This is a genomic window from Halomonas sp. ALS9, assembly GCF_001651035.1.
Classification (GTDB): Bacteria; Pseudomonadota; Gammaproteobacteria; order Pseudomonadales; family Halomonadaceae; genus Vreelandella.
Map to the genome: position 1 here is coordinate 287,931 of NZ_LXRG01000065.1, position 19,111 is coordinate 307,041.

22 protein-coding genes are annotated in these 19,111 nt (G+C 51.5%); 15 read left to right on the forward strand and 7 right to left on the reverse strand.

Annotated features, from left to right (window positions below; translation table 11 throughout):
* Positions 1–12 precede the first annotated feature (12 nt).
* The 3 genes from nqrF to sthA all read left to right on the forward strand — a co-directional run bounded on the left by nqrF (position 13) and on the right by sthA (position 3,174).
* Positions 13–1,245 (forward strand): NADH:ubiquinone reductase (Na(+)-transporting) subunit F, encoded by a 1,233-nt coding sequence (gene nqrF, locus A6R74_RS05530; protein WP_064233452.1) that lies wholly within the window; start codon positions 13–15, stop codon positions 1,243–1,245.
* A gap of 220 nt (positions 1,246–1,465) precedes the next feature.
* Positions 1,466–1,720, forward strand: a complete 255-nt coding sequence (gene nqrM / locus A6R74_RS05535) for a (Na+)-NQR maturation NqrM (protein ID WP_064233453.1) — start codon at positions 1,466–1,468, stop codon at positions 1,718–1,720.
* Positions 1,721–1,782: 62 nt separating this feature from the next.
* On the forward strand, positions 1,783–3,174 hold the full coding sequence (sthA, locus tag A6R74_RS05540; protein ID WP_064233454.1) for a Si-specific NAD(P)(+) transhydrogenase: 1,392 nt from the start codon (positions 1,783–1,785) through the stop codon (positions 3,172–3,174).
* Positions 3,175–3,200: 26 nt separating this feature from the next.
* Here sthA and A6R74_RS05545 read toward each other — a convergent pair whose 3' ends face one another.
* The 6 genes from A6R74_RS05545 to leuS all read right to left on the reverse strand — a co-directional run bounded on the left by A6R74_RS05545 (position 3,201) and on the right by leuS (position 10,271).
* On the reverse strand, positions 3,201–4,403 hold the full coding sequence (locus tag A6R74_RS05545) for a GGDEF domain-containing protein (RefSeq protein WP_064233455.1): 1,203 nt from the start codon (positions 4,401–4,403) through the stop codon (positions 3,201–3,203).
* A 292-nt stretch (positions 4,404–4,695) separates the two neighbouring features.
* The gene (locus A6R74_RS05550; RefSeq protein WP_064233456.1) at positions 4,696–5,631 is read right to left on the reverse strand and encodes a PA2778 family cysteine peptidase; all 936 of its coding nucleotides are present in this window, start codon (positions 5,629–5,631) and stop codon (positions 4,696–4,698) included.
* A gap of 14 nt (positions 5,632–5,645) precedes the next feature.
* Positions 5,646–6,044 carry a PA2779 family protein gene (locus A6R74_RS05555; RefSeq protein ID WP_064233457.1) on the reverse strand — a complete coding sequence of 133 codons (399 nt, stop codon included), beginning with the start codon at positions 6,042–6,044 and terminating at the stop codon, positions 5,646–5,648.
* A gap of 86 nt (positions 6,045–6,130) precedes the next feature.
* Entirely contained in the window at positions 6,131–7,198 is a 1,068-nt protein-coding gene (holA, locus tag A6R74_RS05560) for a DNA polymerase III subunit delta (RefSeq protein WP_064233458.1), read from the reverse strand.
* Positions 7,195–7,689 (reverse strand): LPS-assembly lipoprotein LptE, encoded by a 495-nt coding sequence (locus A6R74_RS05565; protein ID WP_064233459.1) that lies wholly within the window; start codon positions 7,687–7,689, stop codon positions 7,195–7,197. Before A6R74_RS05565 ends, holA begins: the two co-directional genes overlap by 4 nt.
* On the reverse strand, positions 7,686–10,271 hold the full coding sequence (leuS, locus tag A6R74_RS05570; protein WP_064233460.1) for a leucine--tRNA ligase: 2,586 nt from the start codon (positions 10,269–10,271) through the stop codon (positions 7,686–7,688). The genes A6R74_RS05565 and leuS overlap by 4 nt, the downstream gene beginning before the upstream one ends.
* Positions 10,272–10,432: 161 nt before the next feature.
* On the opposite strand from leuS, the gene A6R74_RS05575 reads away from it, so the two are divergent.
* Complete coding sequence (locus A6R74_RS05575) at positions 10,433–10,954, forward strand: zinc ribbon-containing protein (RefSeq protein WP_064233461.1); 522 nt, start codon at positions 10,433–10,435, stop codon at positions 10,952–10,954.
* Between the two features lie 4 nt (positions 10,955–10,958).
* Here the strand turns inward: A6R74_RS05575 and A6R74_RS05580 are convergent, their stop codons facing one another.
* The gene (locus A6R74_RS05580) at positions 10,959–12,272 is read right to left on the reverse strand and encodes a hypothetical protein (protein ID WP_064233462.1); all 1,314 of its coding nucleotides are present in this window, start codon (positions 12,270–12,272) and stop codon (positions 10,959–10,961) included.
* A gap of 723 nt (positions 12,273–12,995) precedes the next feature.
* Here A6R74_RS05580 and A6R74_RS05585 point away from each other — a divergent pair.
* The 11 genes from A6R74_RS05585 (at position 12,996) to A6R74_RS05635 (ending at position 18,874) form a co-directional block, all read left to right on the forward strand.
* On the forward strand, positions 12,996–13,310 hold the full coding sequence (locus A6R74_RS05585; RefSeq protein ID WP_064233463.1) for a hypothetical protein: 315 nt from the start codon (positions 12,996–12,998) through the stop codon (positions 13,308–13,310).
* A gap of 9 nt (positions 13,311–13,319) precedes the next feature.
* Entirely contained in the window at positions 13,320–13,670 is a 351-nt protein-coding gene (locus A6R74_RS05590) for a hypothetical protein (protein ID WP_064233464.1), read from the forward strand.
* Positions 13,671–13,778: 108 nt separating this feature from the next.
* Positions 13,779–14,324 carry a hypothetical protein gene (locus A6R74_RS05595; RefSeq protein ID WP_064233465.1) on the forward strand — a complete coding sequence of 182 codons (546 nt, stop codon included), beginning with the start codon at positions 13,779–13,781 and terminating at the stop codon, positions 14,322–14,324.
* Between the two features lie 128 nt (positions 14,325–14,452).
* Positions 14,453–14,758 carry an NIPSNAP family protein gene (locus A6R74_RS05600; protein WP_064233466.1) on the forward strand — a complete coding sequence of 102 codons (306 nt, stop codon included), beginning with the start codon at positions 14,453–14,455 and terminating at the stop codon, positions 14,756–14,758.
* 93 nt (positions 14,759–14,851) lie between these two features.
* The gene (locus A6R74_RS05605; RefSeq protein ID WP_064233467.1) at positions 14,852–15,490 is read left to right on the forward strand and encodes an HAD family hydrolase; all 639 of its coding nucleotides are present in this window, start codon (positions 14,852–14,854) and stop codon (positions 15,488–15,490) included.
* Positions 15,491–15,571: 81 nt separating this feature from the next.
* Positions 15,572–15,982, forward strand: a complete 411-nt coding sequence (locus tag A6R74_RS05610) for a hypothetical protein (RefSeq protein ID WP_064233468.1) — start codon at positions 15,572–15,574, stop codon at positions 15,980–15,982.
* Entirely contained in the window at positions 15,966–16,382 is a 417-nt protein-coding gene (locus tag A6R74_RS05615) for a hypothetical protein (RefSeq protein WP_064233469.1), read from the forward strand. Before A6R74_RS05610 ends, A6R74_RS05615 begins: the two co-directional genes overlap by 17 nt.
* Before the next feature lie 75 nt (positions 16,383–16,457).
* Positions 16,458–16,889, forward strand: coding sequence for an acetyltransferase (locus A6R74_RS05620; protein WP_064233470.1), 432 nt, complete (start codon positions 16,458–16,460; stop codon positions 16,887–16,889).
* Between the two features lie 104 nt (positions 16,890–16,993).
* Entirely contained in the window at positions 16,994–17,692 is a 699-nt protein-coding gene (locus A6R74_RS05625) for a DUF4328 domain-containing protein (protein ID WP_064233471.1), read from the forward strand.
* A 280-nt stretch (positions 17,693–17,972) separates the two neighbouring features.
* Positions 17,973–18,128 (forward strand): transposase, encoded by a 156-nt coding sequence (locus A6R74_RS22910; RefSeq protein ID WP_240488171.1) that lies wholly within the window; start codon positions 17,973–17,975, stop codon positions 18,126–18,128.
* Between the two features lie 230 nt (positions 18,129–18,358).
* A complete protein-coding gene (locus A6R74_RS05635; RefSeq protein ID WP_064233473.1) occupies positions 18,359–18,874 on the forward strand; it encodes a ClbS/DfsB family four-helix bundle protein in 516 nt (171 codons plus the stop codon).
* The last annotated feature ends 237 nt before the right edge of the window (positions 18,875–19,111 follow it).

Sequence of the window (19,111 nt, forward strand, 5' to 3'; positions counted from 1 at the left end):
TAGGAAACCGACATGGTTGATACAACAGTCATCTTGCTCGGTGTTGTCATGTTCACGGTCATCGTTATTAGCTTAACGGCGATCATTCTGGCAGCGCGCAGCAAGCTTGTGAGTAGCGGGGACGTGACCATCGAGGTCAACGGTGACCCCGAGCACACTTTAAAGACCCAGGCCGGTGGTAAGCTGCTAAACACGCTTGCCGCTAACGGCATTTTCCTCTCTTCCGCCTGTGGTGGCGGCGGTTCTTGTGCCCAGTGTAAGTGCCGGGTAGAAGAAGGTGGCGGCTCTATCCTGCCGACCGAAGAGTCACACTTCACCATGCGTGAGAAGAAAGAGGGCTGGCGCCTCTCTTGTCAGGTACCTGTGAAACAGGACATGAAAGTCGAAGTGCCAGAAGAAGTTTTTGGGGTGAAGAAGTGGGAAACGGAGGTTATTGCTAACCCCAATGTGGCCACCTTTATCAAAGAGCTGAACCTGAAACTGCCAGAGGGCGAAGAAGTTGCCTTCCGCGCCGGTGGTTACGTGCAGCTTGTTGCGCCGCCTTACGATATCAAGTTCTCTGACTTTGATATTGATGAGGAGTACCGGGGTGATTGGGAAAAATTTGATATGTTCAAAGTTTCCCATAAGAACAACGAGGAAGTGATTCGCGCCTACTCTATGGCGAACTACCCAGACGAAAAGGGTATCCTCAAGTTCAACATCCGTATTGCCACGCCGCCTCCCGGCACTAACCATCCGCCTGGCCTGATGTCCACCTTCGTCTTCAACCTGAAAGAAGGCGATAAGGTCACCGTTATGGGGCCGTTCGGTGAGTTCTTTGCCCGTGATACTGACGCCGAAATGATCTTTATCGGTGGTGGTGCAGGCATGGCGCCGATGCGTAGCCATATCTTCGATCAGCTCAAGCGTTTGAAATCGAAACGCAAGATCAGTTTCTGGTACGGTGCCCGCTCCTGGCGTGAAACCTTCTACAACGAAGAGTATGACCAGTTAGCCGAAGAGTTCCCCAACTTTGAGTGGCACCTGGCGCTGTCTGATGCCCAGCCGGAAGATAACTGGGAAGGGCCGACAGGCTTTATCCATAACGTGCTGTACGAGAACTATCTGAAGGATCACCCTGCGCCTGAAGATTGCGAGTACTACATGTGTGGGCCACCAATGATGAACGCCTCGGTTATCAAGTTGCTGCTTGATATGGGTGTTGAGCCGGAAAATATCCTGTTGGATGACTTCGGTGGCTAATCACCTGGCATGAATCGATAGTAGCTGTAAGCGGGGCTGGCCTTTTGGTCGGCCCCGTTTGTTTATAAATGAAGACTCGCCTCAAGCGCTGATATGAATAGCTTGGCTGAGGTACAATAGATCCAATTAATAAAGACTGTGAGGCACTTATCAGTACGGCTGTTGTCGGCAGGTGAGGCCAATAATTTAAAGCTAGGCAATGTAATGCTGGGAGGTTGATATGACGATTTGGCTACTGGTATTTGGTTTTATGGCACTGATCATGGGTGCTATGGCCGTGGGTGTCTTAATGGGCCGCAAGCCGATTGCTGGCTCTTGCGGTGGTTTAAACCAAATTGGCATGAAAGATGGTTGTGATATTTGCGGCGGTAAAGACGAAGTCTGTGAAGAAGAGAACCGCAAGCGTGGCAGTATTCGCCGCCGTAGCGACGAGAGCCGCGGCGCTGACTTAGGCTACGACGCCACCCGTCGATAAGAAAATCGTGTGGTAGAGAAAAGGGTCACGCTTAACAAACGGGAATAGGAGACGCAGAGAGTATGGCGGTTCACAATTACGATGTTGTGGTTATCGGTACGGGGCCTGCAGGGGAAAGCGCTGCTATTAACGCCGCAAAACATGGCAAGCGCGTAGCGATTATTGAGAAGCAGGCGCAGGTCGGTGGCAACTGTACTCACTGGGGTACTATTCCTTCTAAAGCGTTGCGCCATCAGGTCAAACAGATCATGGCGTTCAACACCAACCGGATGTTCCGCGATATTGGTGAACCACGCTGGTTCTCTTTTCCTAAAGTAATGGAGCGTTCACGCGGCACTATCGACAAACAGGTCGAAATGCGCACCACCTTCTATGCACGTAACCGCATTGACCTGTTTCACGGCGTCGCCCGGTTTAAGGATGAGCACACCTTAGTGGTGCGTGACAGTCAGGAAGGTATGGAAGAACTAGTGGCTAAAAAAGTGGTGATTGCCACCGGTTCGCGCCCTTATCGTCCTGCTGATATAAACTTCCGCCATCCGCGAATTTACTGCTCTGATACCATATTAAGTCTCTCGCACACCCCGCGCACCCTGGTGATTTTTGGCGCTGGCGTGATTGGTTGTGAATACGCCTCGATCTTTTCAGGCTTGGGTGTCAAAGTTGATCTCATTAATAACCGTGACAGCCTGCTGTCGTTTCTTGATGATGAAATTAGTGATGCGCTCTCTTACCATTTGCGCAAGCACGGTGTGTTAGTGCGACATAATGAGGAATATGAGAGCGTGGAGGGGGATGACTCAGGTGTTGTTGTGCGCCTTCAGTCAGGCAAGAAAATTCGTGCTGATGCTTTTTTGTGGGCCAATGGACGCACCGGCAATACCGACAGTCTAGGCCTTGAGAACATTGGCTTAACCGCTAATGGGCGCGGGCAGCTAAGCGTCGATGAGCATTATCGTACCGAAGTTCCGCACATCTACGCAGCGGGCGATGTGATTGGCTGGCCGAGTCTAGCGAGCGCTGCTTATGATCAAGGCCTGAATTCGTGCAATGAACTGCTTGATAAAGAGTATCGCTTTGTCAGTGATGTGCCCACCGGGATTTATACCATCCCCGAGATTAGCTCGTTTGGCCCAAATGAGCGTGAGCTCACGGAAGCAAAAGTGCCTTACGAGGTAGGTAAAGCCTTCTTTAAAGATACCGCTAGGGCGCAGATTACCGGCGATACCGTAGGTATGCTAAAAATTCTTTTCCACCAGGACACCCTGGAAATATTGGGGATTCACTGCTTTGGTGACCAGGCCTCAGAAATTTTGCATATCGGGCAAGCCATCATGCAGCAAGAGGGCGGGGCCAATACGCTCAAGTACTTTGTGAATACCACCTTTAACTACCCCACCATGGCAGAAGCATATCGAGTGGCTGCGCAGAACGGTTTAAACCGGGTTTTCTAATCGTGGCTTCCTTGTGCCTTCGAGGTTCAAGAGTCGCTGGGCTCGTGAATAAACGTTTGGGCGTAAGTTTGTGGGTCGTTGTAAGCTGATGGGGCACTGGGGGGCAACAGACTTTCAACACGGTTGCGCCCCAGTGCTTTGGCTTGATAGAGCGCTTTGTCGGCAAACGAATAAAGCTGTTCAAACGTCAGCGAGCCGCTTTGGCACGTCGTCACGCCGATGCTAATGGTTGGGTGGGCGTGAAGGTCTATACCAATCAGCGTATTGACTTCAATTTCTCGGCGCAGCCGATCTGCTGCCTGTAGCGCATCATGGGTAGCCGTGTTGGGCATCAATAAGCAAAACTCCTCGCCACCAATTCTTGCTAATGTGTCCGATGGACGGCATAGCAGGCGAAGCTGTTGACTAATCTGGCGCAAAACCTCATCGCCGGTAGGGTGCCCATAGGTATCGTTGACTTGTTTGAAGTGATCGATATCCAACAGCATTAAGCTGAGCGGTGCCTGATCACGCCGTGCCTGGGTGATCGCGGCGAAGGCGACATTAACCAAATGACGCCGGTTATATAGTCCGGTCAGCTCATCGGTCAGAAGTTGCTGATGCATGACGGTACGCTGACTGCGCAGGTAAATAACCGCCAAACAGAGCGTGGTCGCCGCACTAACCATGAGCACCAGTAGCACACTCACAGCGATTGATAGGCGCTGCATGATCAAACGTTGCTGACTGGCAATGGTGTGAACGTCTTCCAGCAGTTGATTATACAACCATACCTGAGAGGCACCGATCTCCATGGCCGTGGGCTGGAGCGCTTCGACCAGCTCTGGTCGCCGCTGGGCCTCGCGCGTTTGCTGGGTTAACTCAACAAGGTGGTTATTAAGCTTATTGAAATAGCTATTGAGATACTCGACATCTGCAATGAGGTAACGATGGCGTTCGATACTGCCCTGGATGTTATCTAAATGCTGTTTGGAAAGGGCAGTAAAATATTCGATATATTCGATATGCTCGCTATCAGGCCTACGGCTGCCTTCCTCCAGCGCGGCTCGTAACTGAGGTGTCGCTTGCTGAGCCAGTAAAATGTCGCTGATTAACGTGGTGTAGTCGGCACTGGCTTTTTGACACGCACTGTAGACGTAGCTACCCATCACCACGGACATTGCGCAGAGTATGACAGCAAAAATGGACGCAAAGCGCCCGCCAGGCTGATGAAAAAAGAGAGGCATCATCCTAAGATAATCAACGAGCTGGCAGTAATGATGCCCCTCTTTGCATACTGACGAGTAGGCGCAAGTACGATGGGCAATAAAGTGTGGTCATCAAAAAAGTGCTTCCGTAGCAAAGGGCAGTTCTGCATGGCACCTCTCCTGTTAATGGTTAGGTAATCCAATGAACAGCTTCAAGACATCATCCTTATGCAACTTAAGCACTCAGTTGCCATACATGCCATCCCACAACTTTACTAATTACAGGATCATACTTGTGCTCGTTATTATTAATAACGCTGTTAGTGTTTGATATTTAATCGTTATTTAGAGAGTCTAAGGCTAAGCGTGCTTTTCCCTGCCAGCTACCCTCAAGCGATGCTGCCTGGGTTAATGCCTCGCGCGCTTCCTCTGGCGCATCGTTTTGTAGCAGTAAAAGGCCGAGATTTAGCCAAGCGGCGCCCATGTTTTCATCCAGTTCGGTTGCCCGCTCAAAGGCCTTGCGTGCGTTGTCGGGTTGTTGATCAGCGTAAAGCGAGTTGCCCAGCGCAAACTGGCCCATTGCGTTACCAGGATGGTGCTCTATAAACGCTTGCCAGCTCGAAAGCGTGGCACGCGGCCCATGAGACTCCTCGTAGGCGCTAATTGCCTCTAGCGCGTTACGGGCTGTGATGCCCGTGGGTAGTGTTCCCGGCTCGGTGACCACAAACCCCCAGTGCTCCGTGCGTGCCCAAGTGGCATCGAAGCGGCTGAACGACATGCTATGACGCTCAATTTCGCCGCTGCGCAAGATGAGCGTTTCATTGGGCAGATCGTAGCCAATGGCGACGGCGTAGTGCCACATCGGGTAAATTGGCAACGACAAATTCTGCATGACGACCACCGGGTCGCCCGCCGCCAAATGGTTTAAGAGGACATCCATGGTGCCGCGAATAGGAAACGCCAGGCGCTCATGCCGCCGCACGGTAGCCAGCATTTCTGGCTGCACACTGCCATCGCGTCCGGGTAAAAACACCTGGGGGATCAATTGTTCGACGTTTGTGTCAACGCCCTGATGATTGAGTACCATCGCCAGCGTGGCAGGGCCGCACTGATATTCCGTTTGAGCATAAAACGGCACGCTGGAGATCTCTGCATGGGGTGGTAGCGCTTGATAGGTGCTTTGCAGCAATACCGGATTTCGCGCACAGCCGCTAAGCAGCAGCATAATAAAAACGCCCGCAAAGCGGGCGTTAGTAAGCAGGTTGGTCATGTACTGCCTATTGATTAACGAGTAAACGGGTAAACGTCGGTCAGGCCAAGAATATCGGTTACCAGCAGAATGATGAAAACGGCAAATAAAGCGCCTACAACGCCAGCACCAGCAGGCAGTTGCTCAAGCTGTTCGGCCATTTGCTGTGCTTCAGCATCGCTCAGTGCGGCAACACGAGCTTCGACTTCGTCCAAGTCAACACCTTGTTTTACCAGTTGATCTTGCACATCAGCGCGGGCCAGAATTTCGCTGATGCGCTCACGATCAGCGCCAGCATGGTCAGCTGCCAAAGCAGATTGGGTAGTGACTAAATCCATAGATTGAGGCGCAGTGGAAGCAGCTGCTACGGGTAAGCTGGTAATAACAAGCGCTGCAATCAGCAGGGTGGAGAGGTAAGCACGCAATGTCTTCATCGTCTTCTTCCTTATAGACTAGTCGGGATGGTGTGGAATGAGTATAGAAACAAATGGTTTGATTTTTAAGCTTAATATGCAAAATGCTAATTGTTTGCACTAATGCGATAGGTCCACGCGGATTCGGAGAGCAGCCCGCGGCCACCGGCCATGGTCATCGCCAAATCGTGCAGGCCAGGCCATAGCGGCACCGCCGCAGCGCCCTTGACGGCTAAATCGAGTCGTTGCGCCATTAACAGCAATTTGTGTAGTCGTTTCATGGACAAGCGGCCAATCGCTTTCTGGTACGCTGGGCGGCGCTTATCAAAAATCATCGGCTTTTGGGTTTTACAGGCATGGTCAAAACTCTGCCCCTGATCCAAGTGCTGGTGCAGCGAGAGCAGAGTGCGTAGTTCCCTGCTAAGCGCCCAGAGTACAATCGGGGCCTCAACGCCTTCGCTGCGTAGGCCATTGACAATGCGCGAAGCGCGGCTGGGCTCGCCTTTCAAGCAGGCATCGGCCAAGTTGAAAACATCAAAGCGAGTGCTGTCTTCGACCCCTTGGGCAATGCTCTCTACGTTCAAGCGCGTACCCTGAGGATGAATGAGTGCCAGTTTCTGAAGCTCCTGGTCGGCGGCCAGTAAATTGCCTTCGGTGCGCTCGCCTAGCAGTCGAGCGGCGTCCAGGTCAATCTGTAAGCCATGGAGCGATGCCCGGTCTCGCAGCCAGTAGCCCAAGCGTGAAGCATCCACCGGCCAAACGGGTACAAACAGGCCGTGCTTATCCAGCGTTTTGAACCAGGCGGTTTTTTGCTGCTTGGCGTCTAGTTTACCCATGCTGATTAGCAGTACGTCGTCGCTGTTATCCAGCGTTTCAGCGTACTGGGCTAATGCTTTACTGCCTTCTTGGCCTAGCTTGTGATTGCCGAGCCGCAGCTCCAGCAGCTTGCTGGTCGCAAACAGCGAGAGATTGCTCGACATTTCCATCAAGCGGCCCCAAGCGAAGTTGGGCTCGACATCAAGTACTTCGCGCTCTTCAACGCCCGCCTGACGCGCGGCAACCCTCACAGCATCGCAGGCGTCGCGATGCTGTAAGGGCTCATCTCCTGCGACAATGACTACGCGGGGAAGCTTTTTTGCCAACGCAGCGGGTAGCTGATCAGCAAATACCTTCACTGCATGCCCTCAACGTAAGCTAGGCGTTCGATAATGCGATCAGAGAGCTGGCGTGAAAGCGTTTGCTCAGCTTCCATCATCAGTGTTTCACGGTTGAGCAGGTCGTCATCGCTGACCCGAATACGCGTATCCGTGGACAGGGTCTGGTTATTGATGTGATAGGCATTGGACGCTCGCTCCTGTACCGAGAGGCGAATGCTGAGCGTTAGCTCGTGTTCGCGGCTTGCCCGGCCATCGCCACCCAAGCGACGTTCGGTTAAGGCAGGCGTGCCCAGCGTAACCCGCCAGGGCGCACCAGAGGCTACTTGGGTGCCTAGCTGTTGAAGGCGTGAGGCAACCTGCTGAGCGACGGCACTATTGGTGTTGCCCTCCAAGGACAGGGTTGGCAGGGTAGGTAGCGATGCTTGGCCACGAAGATGGAACCCGCAGCCGCTGAGCAGCACCGCCGCCGAGGTGGCGATGCTTGCGGTTAGAAAAGTGCGTCGGTTCATCCGCTCACCACGATATTAACCAGTTTTCCGGGCACTACGATCACTTTACGCACGGTGTTGCCCTCAAGATGGCGCTGAACGTTTTCGTGTTCCATCGCCATTTTTTCAATAGCCGCTTTATCGGCGCTTGCCGGTACTTCAAGGCGCGCGCGCAGTTTGCCGTTGACCTGTACCACCAACTCAATAGTGTCACGAGTAAGGGCAGACTCATCCACCACCGGCCAGGCTGCTTCAATCGCCGGGCCAGAGTGGCCAAGCGCTTCCCACAGACTATGGCACAGGTGCGGGGTGATCGGCGAGAGCAGCAGCACGCAGGCTTCCAGCGCTTCGCGGCTAACCGCTAGGCCAAGCTCTGAGCTATCGTCGAACTTGCCAATGGCGTTGGAGAGCTCCATCACCGCGGCAATGGCGGTATTGAAGGTGGTGCGGCGGCCAATATCGTCGCTGGCTTTCTTGATCGTCTCGTGGGTTTTGCGGCGCAGCGCTTTTTGATCGTCATTAAGCGCATCGCTGTTCAGCGTGCCCGGCGTACCCGCCGCCAAATGATCATTCACTTGACGCCATAGGCGTTTCAAAAAGCGGTGAGCGCCTTCAACGCCGGAGTCCGACCACTCCAGTGACTGTTCCGGCGGTGCGGCAAACATCATAAACAGGCGCACGGTATCGGCACCGAATTTGTCGATCATCGACTGCGGATCAACGCCGTTGTTTTTTGACTTGGACATCTTCTCAATGCCGCCCATCTCCACCGGCTCGCCGTCGCTCATCAAAATGGCGCTGAGCGGGCGACCTTTCTCGTCGCGCTTCACTTCCACATCAGCGGGATTAAACCACTGCTTGCCGCCGTTATCGGTAGGGCGATAGAAGGTTTCCGCAATAACCATGCCTTGGGTCAGCAGCTGCTGGAACGGCTCATCGGAATCAACCAAACCAAAGTCACGCATTAGCTTGTGGAAGAAGCGCGCATACAGCAGGTGCAGAATGGCGTGCTCGATGCCGCCAATGTAGAGATCCACCGGCAGCCAGTAGTTGGCGCGCTCATCCAGCATCGCCTCAGTGTTATCGGCACAGCAGAAGCGTGCGTAGTACCAGGAGGACTCCATAAAGGTGTCGAAGGTGTCGGTTTCCCGAGTCCAGCCATCGCCCAGATCAGAGAATGCCGGCATCTTTTTCAGCGGCGAGCCAGACGCATCCACAGTCACTTCCATGGGCAGCGATACCGGCAGCTCGTCGTCGGTGAGCGGCACGGTTTGACCTTCCGGGCCGTATTTGACCGGAATCGGCGCGCCCCAGTAGCGCTGGCGGGCGACGCCCCAGTCGCGTAGGCGGAAGTTGGTTTTAACTTCGCCACGACCAAGTTCCGCAAGCTTTGCGGCAATGGCCTCGAACGCTTGCTCAAAGCCCAGCCCATCGAACTCCCCGGAATTCACCACCGTGCCGTACTCGGCGTAAGCCGCTTCGGAAATATCCGCGGGCTGACCACTCTCATCAGCAATCACCGCTTTAATCGGGATGCCGTACTTGGTGGCAAACTCCCAATCACGCTGGTCGTGTCCGGGCACCGCCATCACCGCGCCGGTACCAAACTCCATCAGTACGAAGTTGGCCACATAGACAGGCACTTCATCGCCGGTCAGCGGGTGAACCGCTACATGGCCGGTGAGCATACCTTTCTTCTCTTTGGTGGCCATTTCGGCTTCAGTGGTGCCGCCCTTGGCGCACTCATCGCAGAAGGCAGCCAGCTCGCTATTCTGCTCATCCGCTTGCTTGGCCAGCGGATGACTCGCGGCAACGGCTACATAGGTCACGCCCAGCAGCGTATCCGGGCGGGTGGTATAAACTGCTAGCGGCTCATTGGCTTGGCCATCAGCGTCTTTAACATCAAAGGTCAGCTCGACGCCGCGGGATTTACCAATCCAGTTGCGCTGCATGGTTTTGACCTGCTCGGGCCACTCGACTTTATCCAGGTCGGCCAGCAGCTCATCGGCATAGTCGGTAATCTTCAAGAACCACAGCGGTATCTCTTTACGCTCAACCAGCGCACCGGAGCGCCAGCCGCGGCCTTCGATAACCTGCTCATTGGCGAGGACGGTCTGATCAACCGGATCCCAGTTCACCGTCGACATCTTTTTATATACCAAGCCCTTCTCCACTAGCTTGGTGAAGAACCACTGTTCCCAGCGGTAGTAGCTGGTATCGCAGGTGGCAAACTCACGGCTCCAGTCGTAGGCAAAGCCCAGCGCTTTTAACTGATTGCGCATGTAATCAATGTTTTGGTAGGTCCACTTGGCGGGCGGTACCTGGTTCTGGATGGCGGCGTTCTCCGCAGGCATACCAAACGCATCCCAGCCCATGGGCTGCATGACATTTTTACCCTGCATGCGCTGGAAACGGGACACAACGTCGCCGATAGTATAGTTACGCACGTGGCCCATGTGCAGCTTGCCGCTGGGGTAGGGGAACATGGAGAGGCAGTAGAACTTCTCGCGGTTGGCGTCCTCTACGGCTTTGAAGCACTGATGTTTGTCCCAGTACTGTTGGGCGTCGCGTTCGATATCACGAGGGCTGTAGTGTGCGTCCATCGGTTTATTAATGCCTTGGCGTATTCGCCCAAAAGGGGCGCAAAGTGAATGTTAGATGACAACTGTCAGATATGTGAGGTCGATTGTATCCTATGCGGGTGTATCCTTGAACGGTAAGCCGATGATAGATAACTGCACGCGTCGACAAAAGGAGAGGCACCATGAGTGAACAGCAGAATGACAATCGCCTACGCGAAGGCTACGAACGCTTGCTAGAGCGGATGCAAGGGGGCGCTAACGAGCTAACCTGGGAAAACTTGCAGAAGGATCTGGACGACGCGGTGGAGTTTGAAGCGGAGCTGGAAGAGTACACCAAGGACGAGCTTGCCCTGCTGCGCGCCTGGGTCGAGCGTGACCTAAAAGACATGCGCCACTACATGGCCGACACCGGTAAGCAGGTGGCCAGCTGGTTAGGCATCGATATCGATGGCCTTTCCCGCCGCGTGGCGGAGTCGCTACTGTCGATTGCTGACCGCAGCGTGGTCGAGCGCGAACGCTTTGAGGAAGATCTAGAAGCCGCCCGCGCCGACTACTGCGAAGGTGAAATGGCTGCACCCGGCCTAATGGCCTGCACCCACTGCGATGCCCAGGTAATGCTGCCATCTGTTGCCCGCCTGGAACCCTGCCATCAGTGCGGCCACCGCTACTTCTACCGCTTCCCCAATAAAATCATTGAGACCTGATCGATTAGGTAACCAGTAAGCTGACGCCTGCGATCGCTCCCAGCGAAAGCAGGCTCATCACCGCCGCGTAGAGCAGGTTATTTTTCATCATCCGGTAACCGCTCACCCCGTAGCGCCCCTGCAGTGAAAGATTAATCCCCGAAAGCGGGCCCACGCTGGTGCCTACCGCCCACGAGGTTAACGCCACAAACGCAAACACGGTCTGTTCGCCGCCCTGCAAATTGAGGATCGACGCCAGCACCGAGACGCCAATAATTGGATGTAAGCCTGCCAGTGCACTAAGCGTGATCGCCGCAAAGCTGAGCATCGCCTGCGGCGCCCCAAAGCGTGTGAACAGCGTCCAGTCGCTGCCAGCCGCGGCCGTGACCAGCGTCGAAAGGCCAATGGTTAATAACCCCGCCGCCAAAAATAGCGAAATCTCACCGCGCATAGCGGGTAAACGTGTAGTGGTGTGCTGACGAATGCGCCGTAGGGAAAATTTGGGCCCATGGGGGAGGTTACTTAGCAGCGCAACGCTAGGCAGCAGAAAGGTAATAATACTGACAATGGTCAGGGCAGGGGTAAGCACAAAGTGAAACAGCATTACCAACGCCGCCATGCCCACTGGCATAAACAGGCTGCGTGGCGCCAGGGAATAGCCATCCACTTCGCTGAGATCAAACCGGCGCCGTAACTCAAGCGTGGTTAACAGCCCCGACAGCATCGCCATGGGAAAGCCCACCACGGCAATTTGCGCGTACTCAACGTCGGGCACTAGTGCTATTACTACGCCCATGGAGGCAAAAAACGGTGACCATAGCGCCGCACTGGAGAGGCCCCGGTTAAGCGCCAACAGCTGCGGAGTCGCAAACGGCCCACGCCGAGCCAGCTTATCGCCTACCATAAACACGGTAGAGAGATTCAAAATCGTACCCAGGAAGTGCACCCCCAACCAGGTACTCATCACGCCGCTGGCACCGGTAACACGCTTACCCGACGCGCCCTTATTACCTTGCTTGCCAATCAGCGAGATAAAGCTAACGCCCACCAGCATCGCCGCCACAAACGAATTGCCCTGCAACATGGCGGGCCAGTCCACCTCGGCGCCATACACAAACCGCGCCACCAGCAACATGCCCGCCCCCAGCGCAATCAGTACGGCCGCCTGAATGCGCGAACGACGGGGAATATCCCGCCACAGCAACACAACTGCCGCCCACAGCAAATAGCTCACCGCATGGGCAGTGCTCAACCAGCCGGTAAAACCAATAATTTGCGCGATCAAACCAAGCAAAATCAGCACGCCTGCCAAGCGCTGCCGAGAAGTCGTCTCTTGCATGCCAAACCCTTAATAGTGAATTAGCAGGCTAATCGGATTTGCGGAGGAAGGCCAGCAGTAAGCAGAGAGTGAGGAGTAGATGCTTTTCGTAGCGCGCGGTAAGGAGCGCAGCGAGGCACCCGCGAAAGTACCGCGCAGCGGTACCAGGTCAATGCAACCAACGAGCTATTGGCTCCGAGAGGCAGCACTTTTTTTTGCATCGATACGTGACCTAAGCCAAATTTATGAATAAAGTATGATTAATTATCCAGGCACGGTCGCAATTGGCGCGTTTTTAACATAACCAAGGTGTGCCGTGGCGGTAGCGTGGTTAGAGTAAATATCTAATTGTCGGGTTCCTCGTGTTTGATCCAGCGGGCTGCTTCATTGCCGAGGAGGACAGCGAGGTCACCGGGGGCGATATTTTCGTTTTCCTACCCTTGGCACTCCGGCAATCTCACCTGTATCCAGGAGCTTTCCGTTTCCGCAGCATGCAGCAGGAAGCAGAGCGAAGCCCGCGCATTGATACAAATTCTAAAAATCGGCGGTGCTTGGTTGGTGGCCCACAAGGGGGCTGGCGCAGTCAAGTTTTATCAACGAATGGGGTTTCGTACAGCTGATTTATACGAGTTTCACTACGGTGCAATCACCTCATAACCAGTTGCGTCACGCAGATGCCCTTTACGCCGCTTCGTTTTGTAAAGACTAGTGGTGCGCTTTGCGTTAAAAATATAGGGAGAGTATATGGCTTACTGGGTGGCTCGCCTCATGGGAGAGGCAGAGCAAAATTTTTCTTTGGACTTACTGCACACGTTGTATGACGAGCTTTCCGGTGCCGATGGGGAACATACGGACGTATCTCTCACGCATGAGTCAGAGTGGTGTCTAGCTGCATTCTTTTCCGGTTTGCTTGTTTGGGAAAACGTCGCAGGCGAGGGTGAGCCAAAACATATGAAAGGCATCTCCCGTGAAAAAGTCCTCACCCTCTGGAAGTTGCTTGCGTCAGGCAGGATTGACGAGATTGATCAAGAGTCCTGGGTCTCGGGGTATGGACAATGAACTATTAACATGGAGCAGCAGTTCGCGCTTAATGGCCTCCGGCGCCCTTCCCATGGCTCCTTCGTCGCCATTTCAAGTGCGCCGCTGTGCTCAGCGTTAAAAACTATCGAGTATGGTATGAAGATTGGTTTGGGTATTGTTTCAGTGGTGCTTCTTGTGACTGTAATAGCCATTTGGTTCGCGCGCGTACCGTTCACCTATGATGATATGGATTTAAATCAAGATGGGTGGCTAGGCCTTTCCGAAGCAATGTACTTTTTTGACCATGGAGTCAGAAAAGTCACGGTTGAAGGTGAAGTCTGTACAGAGTACTACGCGCTCAAAGACGGCCTGCCTCTCAAGGTGGTTTGTGAAAACTAGCGGTTTTAACAATCGCAGGCATAGCAACGGCTTTTCCATTGAGGCTTCGCCTCCATTCCAAAACCGCGCATGCTGCAGGCGTTATAGCGCTTCAACGGAGACAGTTTAGTGCCAAAGATATGGTTATCACTCCTTTCCCTATTCCTAGTAGCTCTTTTGCTTTGGGCTGCACTGGGGGTATCTGAAACACAGCATCGTATAGCTATTCTGGCTATAGTTGGTGTTGTTCTTACTGCTATGAGCTCTGTGTTTACAATCGTTATTAACAATAAGGAAGCGCGGGATCGTGAGATCAGGTTATTGATACAGAAAGAGCAGCAGAAGGTATTTGAGCATTTCTATACAGCATTCTTTGAAATGCTCAAAGCTGCGAAGAGCTCCAACAAAAACCTGTTGACGAAAAATGCCATTAATGAAATGTACGAATTTAAACGAGGGCTCATGAACTGGGGAAGTGAGAAGTTGATCGCGGATTATCTGCAGTACGAAGCCGAAATGGAGGAAGCCTCTAGTCGGGGTGCGTCAGCAATGCTCCAAGTAGGAGATAAATTTCTAAAGAGCATGAGGAAGGAGTTAGGATTTGAAGATAAGGGCTCTGTTAATATCATGAGTATTATTTTGGACACGCAAGCGCGCAAGGAGTTAGTAAAGTGAGGCCGCGCTATAAAAAATAAAAGCAGCTCGGCCCTACGGGCCCAGACATCACTTCGCTTCCCCACTTTTTTGGGCGTTAAAAGCATCGAAATTGAAACCATCCGTTTACGGATAAGATAAGGAGCCATATGGTAACCTGCTATCTGCGTTATATCGTCGATCCATATCAACTGAATGAGTTTGAGTGTTACGCAAAGCTATGGATTCCGCTCGTCGAGAAGTTTGGGGGCCAGCACCATGGGTACTTTCTTCCTTCGGAGGGCGCGAGCAATGTGGCACTTGCACTCTTTACCTTCCCTAGCTTCGCAGCCTATGAGCAGTATCGATTGGAATCATTTGACGACCCGGAATGTCAAGCGGCCTTCAAGTATGCGGAAGATACCCGCTGCATTCTCAGTTATGAGCGGAGCTTCTTCCGGCCCGTTCTTGAGTGAAGCGGCTAACTAGGCCAAGCAAGGCGATGGAGTTTTTGTTGCGGCACTACAAAGTTGCGCGTGTTAGCGGCGTTATAGGCCAGGGGAGGGGTAGTGCACCTAGTCTTGTTTGACATAGACGGAACACTGGTTGAGTCATATGATTTCGATACGGAGTGCTTTCAAGCCGCTGTCGAGGATGTGTTGGGTGTGACGGTAGATCCTGATTGGAGTCGCTACAAACATGTGACTGATTCCGGCATTCTTGCCGAGTTGATCGATGAACTAGGGCTCAAAAGTGACGCTGATCGAATTACTGCGGAAGTTAAAGAACAGTTCTTGAGTCGAGTAGCAGATTACATCGCGTGTCATGATGTAGCACCGATATCCGGTGCACATGAGTTCTTATCACAACTTATCGCGCGGAAGAATGTCACGGTGGCTTTTGCAACTGGTGGCTGGAGTGAATCGGCGAGGATGAAACTTGTGGCTGCCGGGATTAACTTCTCGTCAATACCACTGGCCTCTTCCTCTGACCACTATAGCCGGACTGAGATTATGCGGTTGAACGAAAGGACTACAGGTGTTGAGGGTTTTGATTCTATTACCTATTTTGGAGACGGCCCTTGGGATCAAAAAGCATCTAAAACACTGGGCTATAACTTTGTTTTAGTAGGAAATCGCATTTCTAGCTCCCAATCTATTCAAGATTATACTAAAGCCGATGCAGCCCTTAAATACATTGGCTTATAACTAAGCCAAGCATGGCGATAGCTTTTCCGTTACGGCTTCGCCTCAACTACCAGGCTACGCGTGTCGGCGGCATTAACCTCAATGGATATCGAACAATTACGTCAAGTTCGGAACAAGAATGTTCAGCAGCAGAACCAACTGAAGTATCTTGAAATGAAACAGGAGGCCGAATCGTTTTGTGGTCAACCTGATATATACCCGTGGCTCGTGGCTGTATTGTTAAAGCATGGTCTTCGGCCATCTGATGGATTGCTTGTCTCCTGTTCATCCGTACCTGAGCAGGAGGGAAACGAGTGGATCGGAGTATGGATAACAGGTGATCGCCGATTCTTCGAATTTGACGTTATGGCCGACCGAGCGTCAGGTGAATTACTAAGAGTCGATGCATGGGAAGAGTTCAGCCCTGAAATGTCGGCTCATCGAAGAGGGATTGGGGAGACATTCGGGTATCTAGCGCTACGATTGTTAACTGCCTATGAAAGCTTGGAATAAAATTGCAATCTCTTTGGGTATCGTGGTTGTTGGTGTTCCGCTAGCAATCGCGGGACTCTTCATTTATGCGACCCGCGATATGTGTGGGAACGAGGTGTACTCTGAGTTATTGTCGCCCAATAGAGAACATAAAGTAATTGTGTTTCAAAGATACTGCGGTGCAACAACTGGTTTCAGTACTCAGATTTCAATACTCGATTCTGATGAAGAGCTGAAAAATAACAGTGGAAATATATACATTATCGATGGACACCCCAAGGATGTCTTGCCTGATGCGAGATGGGCTTCGAACACAGAACTGAGAATAGAGAGACGCTTGAACGGTTCTGAGTATAAAGCTGAATCTAGTTGGGGGTTTCTAGACGAAATTAAAGTTACTTATGGTGCAGGCAGCCGCTAAAATGTTTGTCAAAAGGACACTTTTGGCATCGAGTCTTTTGAAAAAAAGCATTAGATTTTTTTATCCAGTTTAGTGATGAATATTGAGAACGTTGAAAAAGCAGACTACCTTACACTGATAGAAATTTGGGAAGCATCGGTCAGAGCAACCCACGATTTTTTGGCTGAAGATGATCTACAGGAGCTAAAGCCGTTAATTCTGGAGCAGTATTTTGACGCTGTTGATTTAAGGTGCGCTAAAAACGGCGACGGCGAAATACAGGGGTTCTGCGGTGTACATGATAGTAATATTGAAATGTTGTTTATCTCACCTGATGCGCGCGGAAAATGTATTGGTTCTCTGTTAACGGCCCATGCTATCAAAGAACAGGGAGCATCAAAGGTCGATGTAAACGAGCAGAATGAAAAGGCGCTAGGTTTTTACCAGCATATTGGCTTTAAAGTGACAGGCCGCTCAGAAGTCGATGGGCAGGGTAAGCCTTATCCACTGTTGCATATGACGCTATAAAAATTTAACAAGGCCAGGCACGGCGACGCCTTTTTCGTTGCGGCTTGGCCTTCACTACAAAACTGCGCGTGGTTGCGGCGCTAGCACTAAAAGGAGATAGCACCTTGTCAACTAACGAAGGGTATAAGGACTTAACAAGTCTAACTGCTTGGGTTCGATACACGCTTTATGCACAAATCCTAATCGCTGTGATCTCAATAGTTTCTGGAAATTTGGAATATCAATTATTATCTGACTATCAAAATGAAATTTATACGTCTCAAGAACAAGCGATAGCTGATTGGGTGGCAAACAACCAACGCCAAGAACTAATCGAAACCCTCTATGTTATTGCGTTTGTAGTCTCAGGGTTTCTGATATTGCGATGGATTCATAGAGCAAACTACAACGCAAGACAACTGGGAGCAGAGAATATGAAATTCTCACCTGGTTGGTCTATTGGGTACTACTTCATTCCGATTCTGACATTATGGAAACCATACCAAGCAATGAAAGAAATATGGAAGGCGAGTAAAAGGCCTTCTGACTGGGGGGCGCAAGACACATGCGGTATTCTGCCGCTATGGTGGTTCTTGTGGTTAGTATCGATTTTTCTTGGCCAGGCAATTTTTAGGCTGTCCATGCAGGCAGAGGAGATTCATGAGTTAATAAAGCTTAACATTGTCACTCAAATAACAGACGCATTATATATACCTTTAGCATTGGTATTTTTGGCCATCGTAAACAGAATCCAAAGTATGCAGGTGAGACGACTGGCCAGTGCTAACAATCAAATGCAGCCGACTGCTGATAGCGTCGGCTGATTTAAGCGTTGAGTTTGTAGAAAAAAACACTGACTCCTAAGTTTTGGTAGGATCGAGAAAACAGACGAGGCTTGGTCAGCATGCCCCGCTTCAAACCCTATAACCACGATTAGAACGCTATGGTGGTGATCAACTACCTAGATCAGTCCCAACCAGGCACCTTTGAACACGCTGTGCACTACCTGATCGAGCGCAAACTCGACTTGTCCGTCCATTGCAAGGGAGCTGGCCGGCAAGTGCCTTTTATTATCGAGAACAAACGCTTACCCAATTACACCGGGTGGATAGCCCGAAGGGCAAGGAAACCTACAGTCATCGCATGTCAGTTGTAGAGCCGGTATTTGGCAATATTGGCACGACGAAAAGACTGAACCGCTTCAGCCTTCGGGGTAAGAAAAAGGTGCAAGGTCAGTGGCAGCTAATATTGAGAAGTTAGCGAATTACGGTCACTTAGCCGCGACATGAAGGGCTTAGAGCGGGATAAGTTGCTTTTTAAGAGCAAAAGACCGTCTTCAACAAGCTTTGGTTGGGCGCTCAAGTGGCTGAATGCTGATATTAGTATTACCCAACCAGGTGACTGGCTGGGTAAATGAATTAGGACGACAGGCGGTGGAGAGAGCTCTAAATCGGGTTTTCTACAGCCTCGTTATGTAAACGGAAACAACGATGTCATCAGTCCCAAAATCAAAAGATGAGCTGCTTTCCGCTATAAACTCGATATTTCCTAAGCTGATGGCTGACTATCAAGTTGTCCCTGAATCACAGTCACGCAAATGTGAAGTTGAAGGAAACGTAAAAGGAACACAAATTAGCATCTGTGACACCGTTGCTTATCTTGTTGGTTGGGGAAAATTAGTCTTAAAGTGGTATAGTTTGAAATCCCAAGGCTTGCCAGTGGACTTCCCTGAAACGGGTTATAAATGGAATCAACTTGGTCTGCTGGCTGTCAGTTTTCAAGACCAGTACAGCAACTGGAAATACAAAGACTTACTCGATGAACTGGACTCAACGATAAGTGAGCTAATCGCGTTAGTTTCAAGTTTAAGCAACGATGAATTGTATGAACGAACGTGGTACGAGAAATGGACGTTGGGACGTATGATCCAGTTCAATACATCTTCACCTATGAAAAATATACGAATTAAAATTAGACGATTTAATAAAAATAACGGGTTGCAGTGAAAAATTTACATAACAAAGCACGGCAGCATAGCATTCCATGCTTGTCTTGCTGTTCCTTATATAAATCATGTGCTTATGTCGTTTTTAGGGTCTTGCCTTGGGCGCCATTTCGATTTACCTCGAATCATCTCGCCTCATCGAGCCGCGCATCATCACTGATCTTGCCTGCCTTTCGATTCATGAGGATCACTCCTGAATTTCCCATCGATTTTCAAAGTTCACGCCACCAGTCTCTCG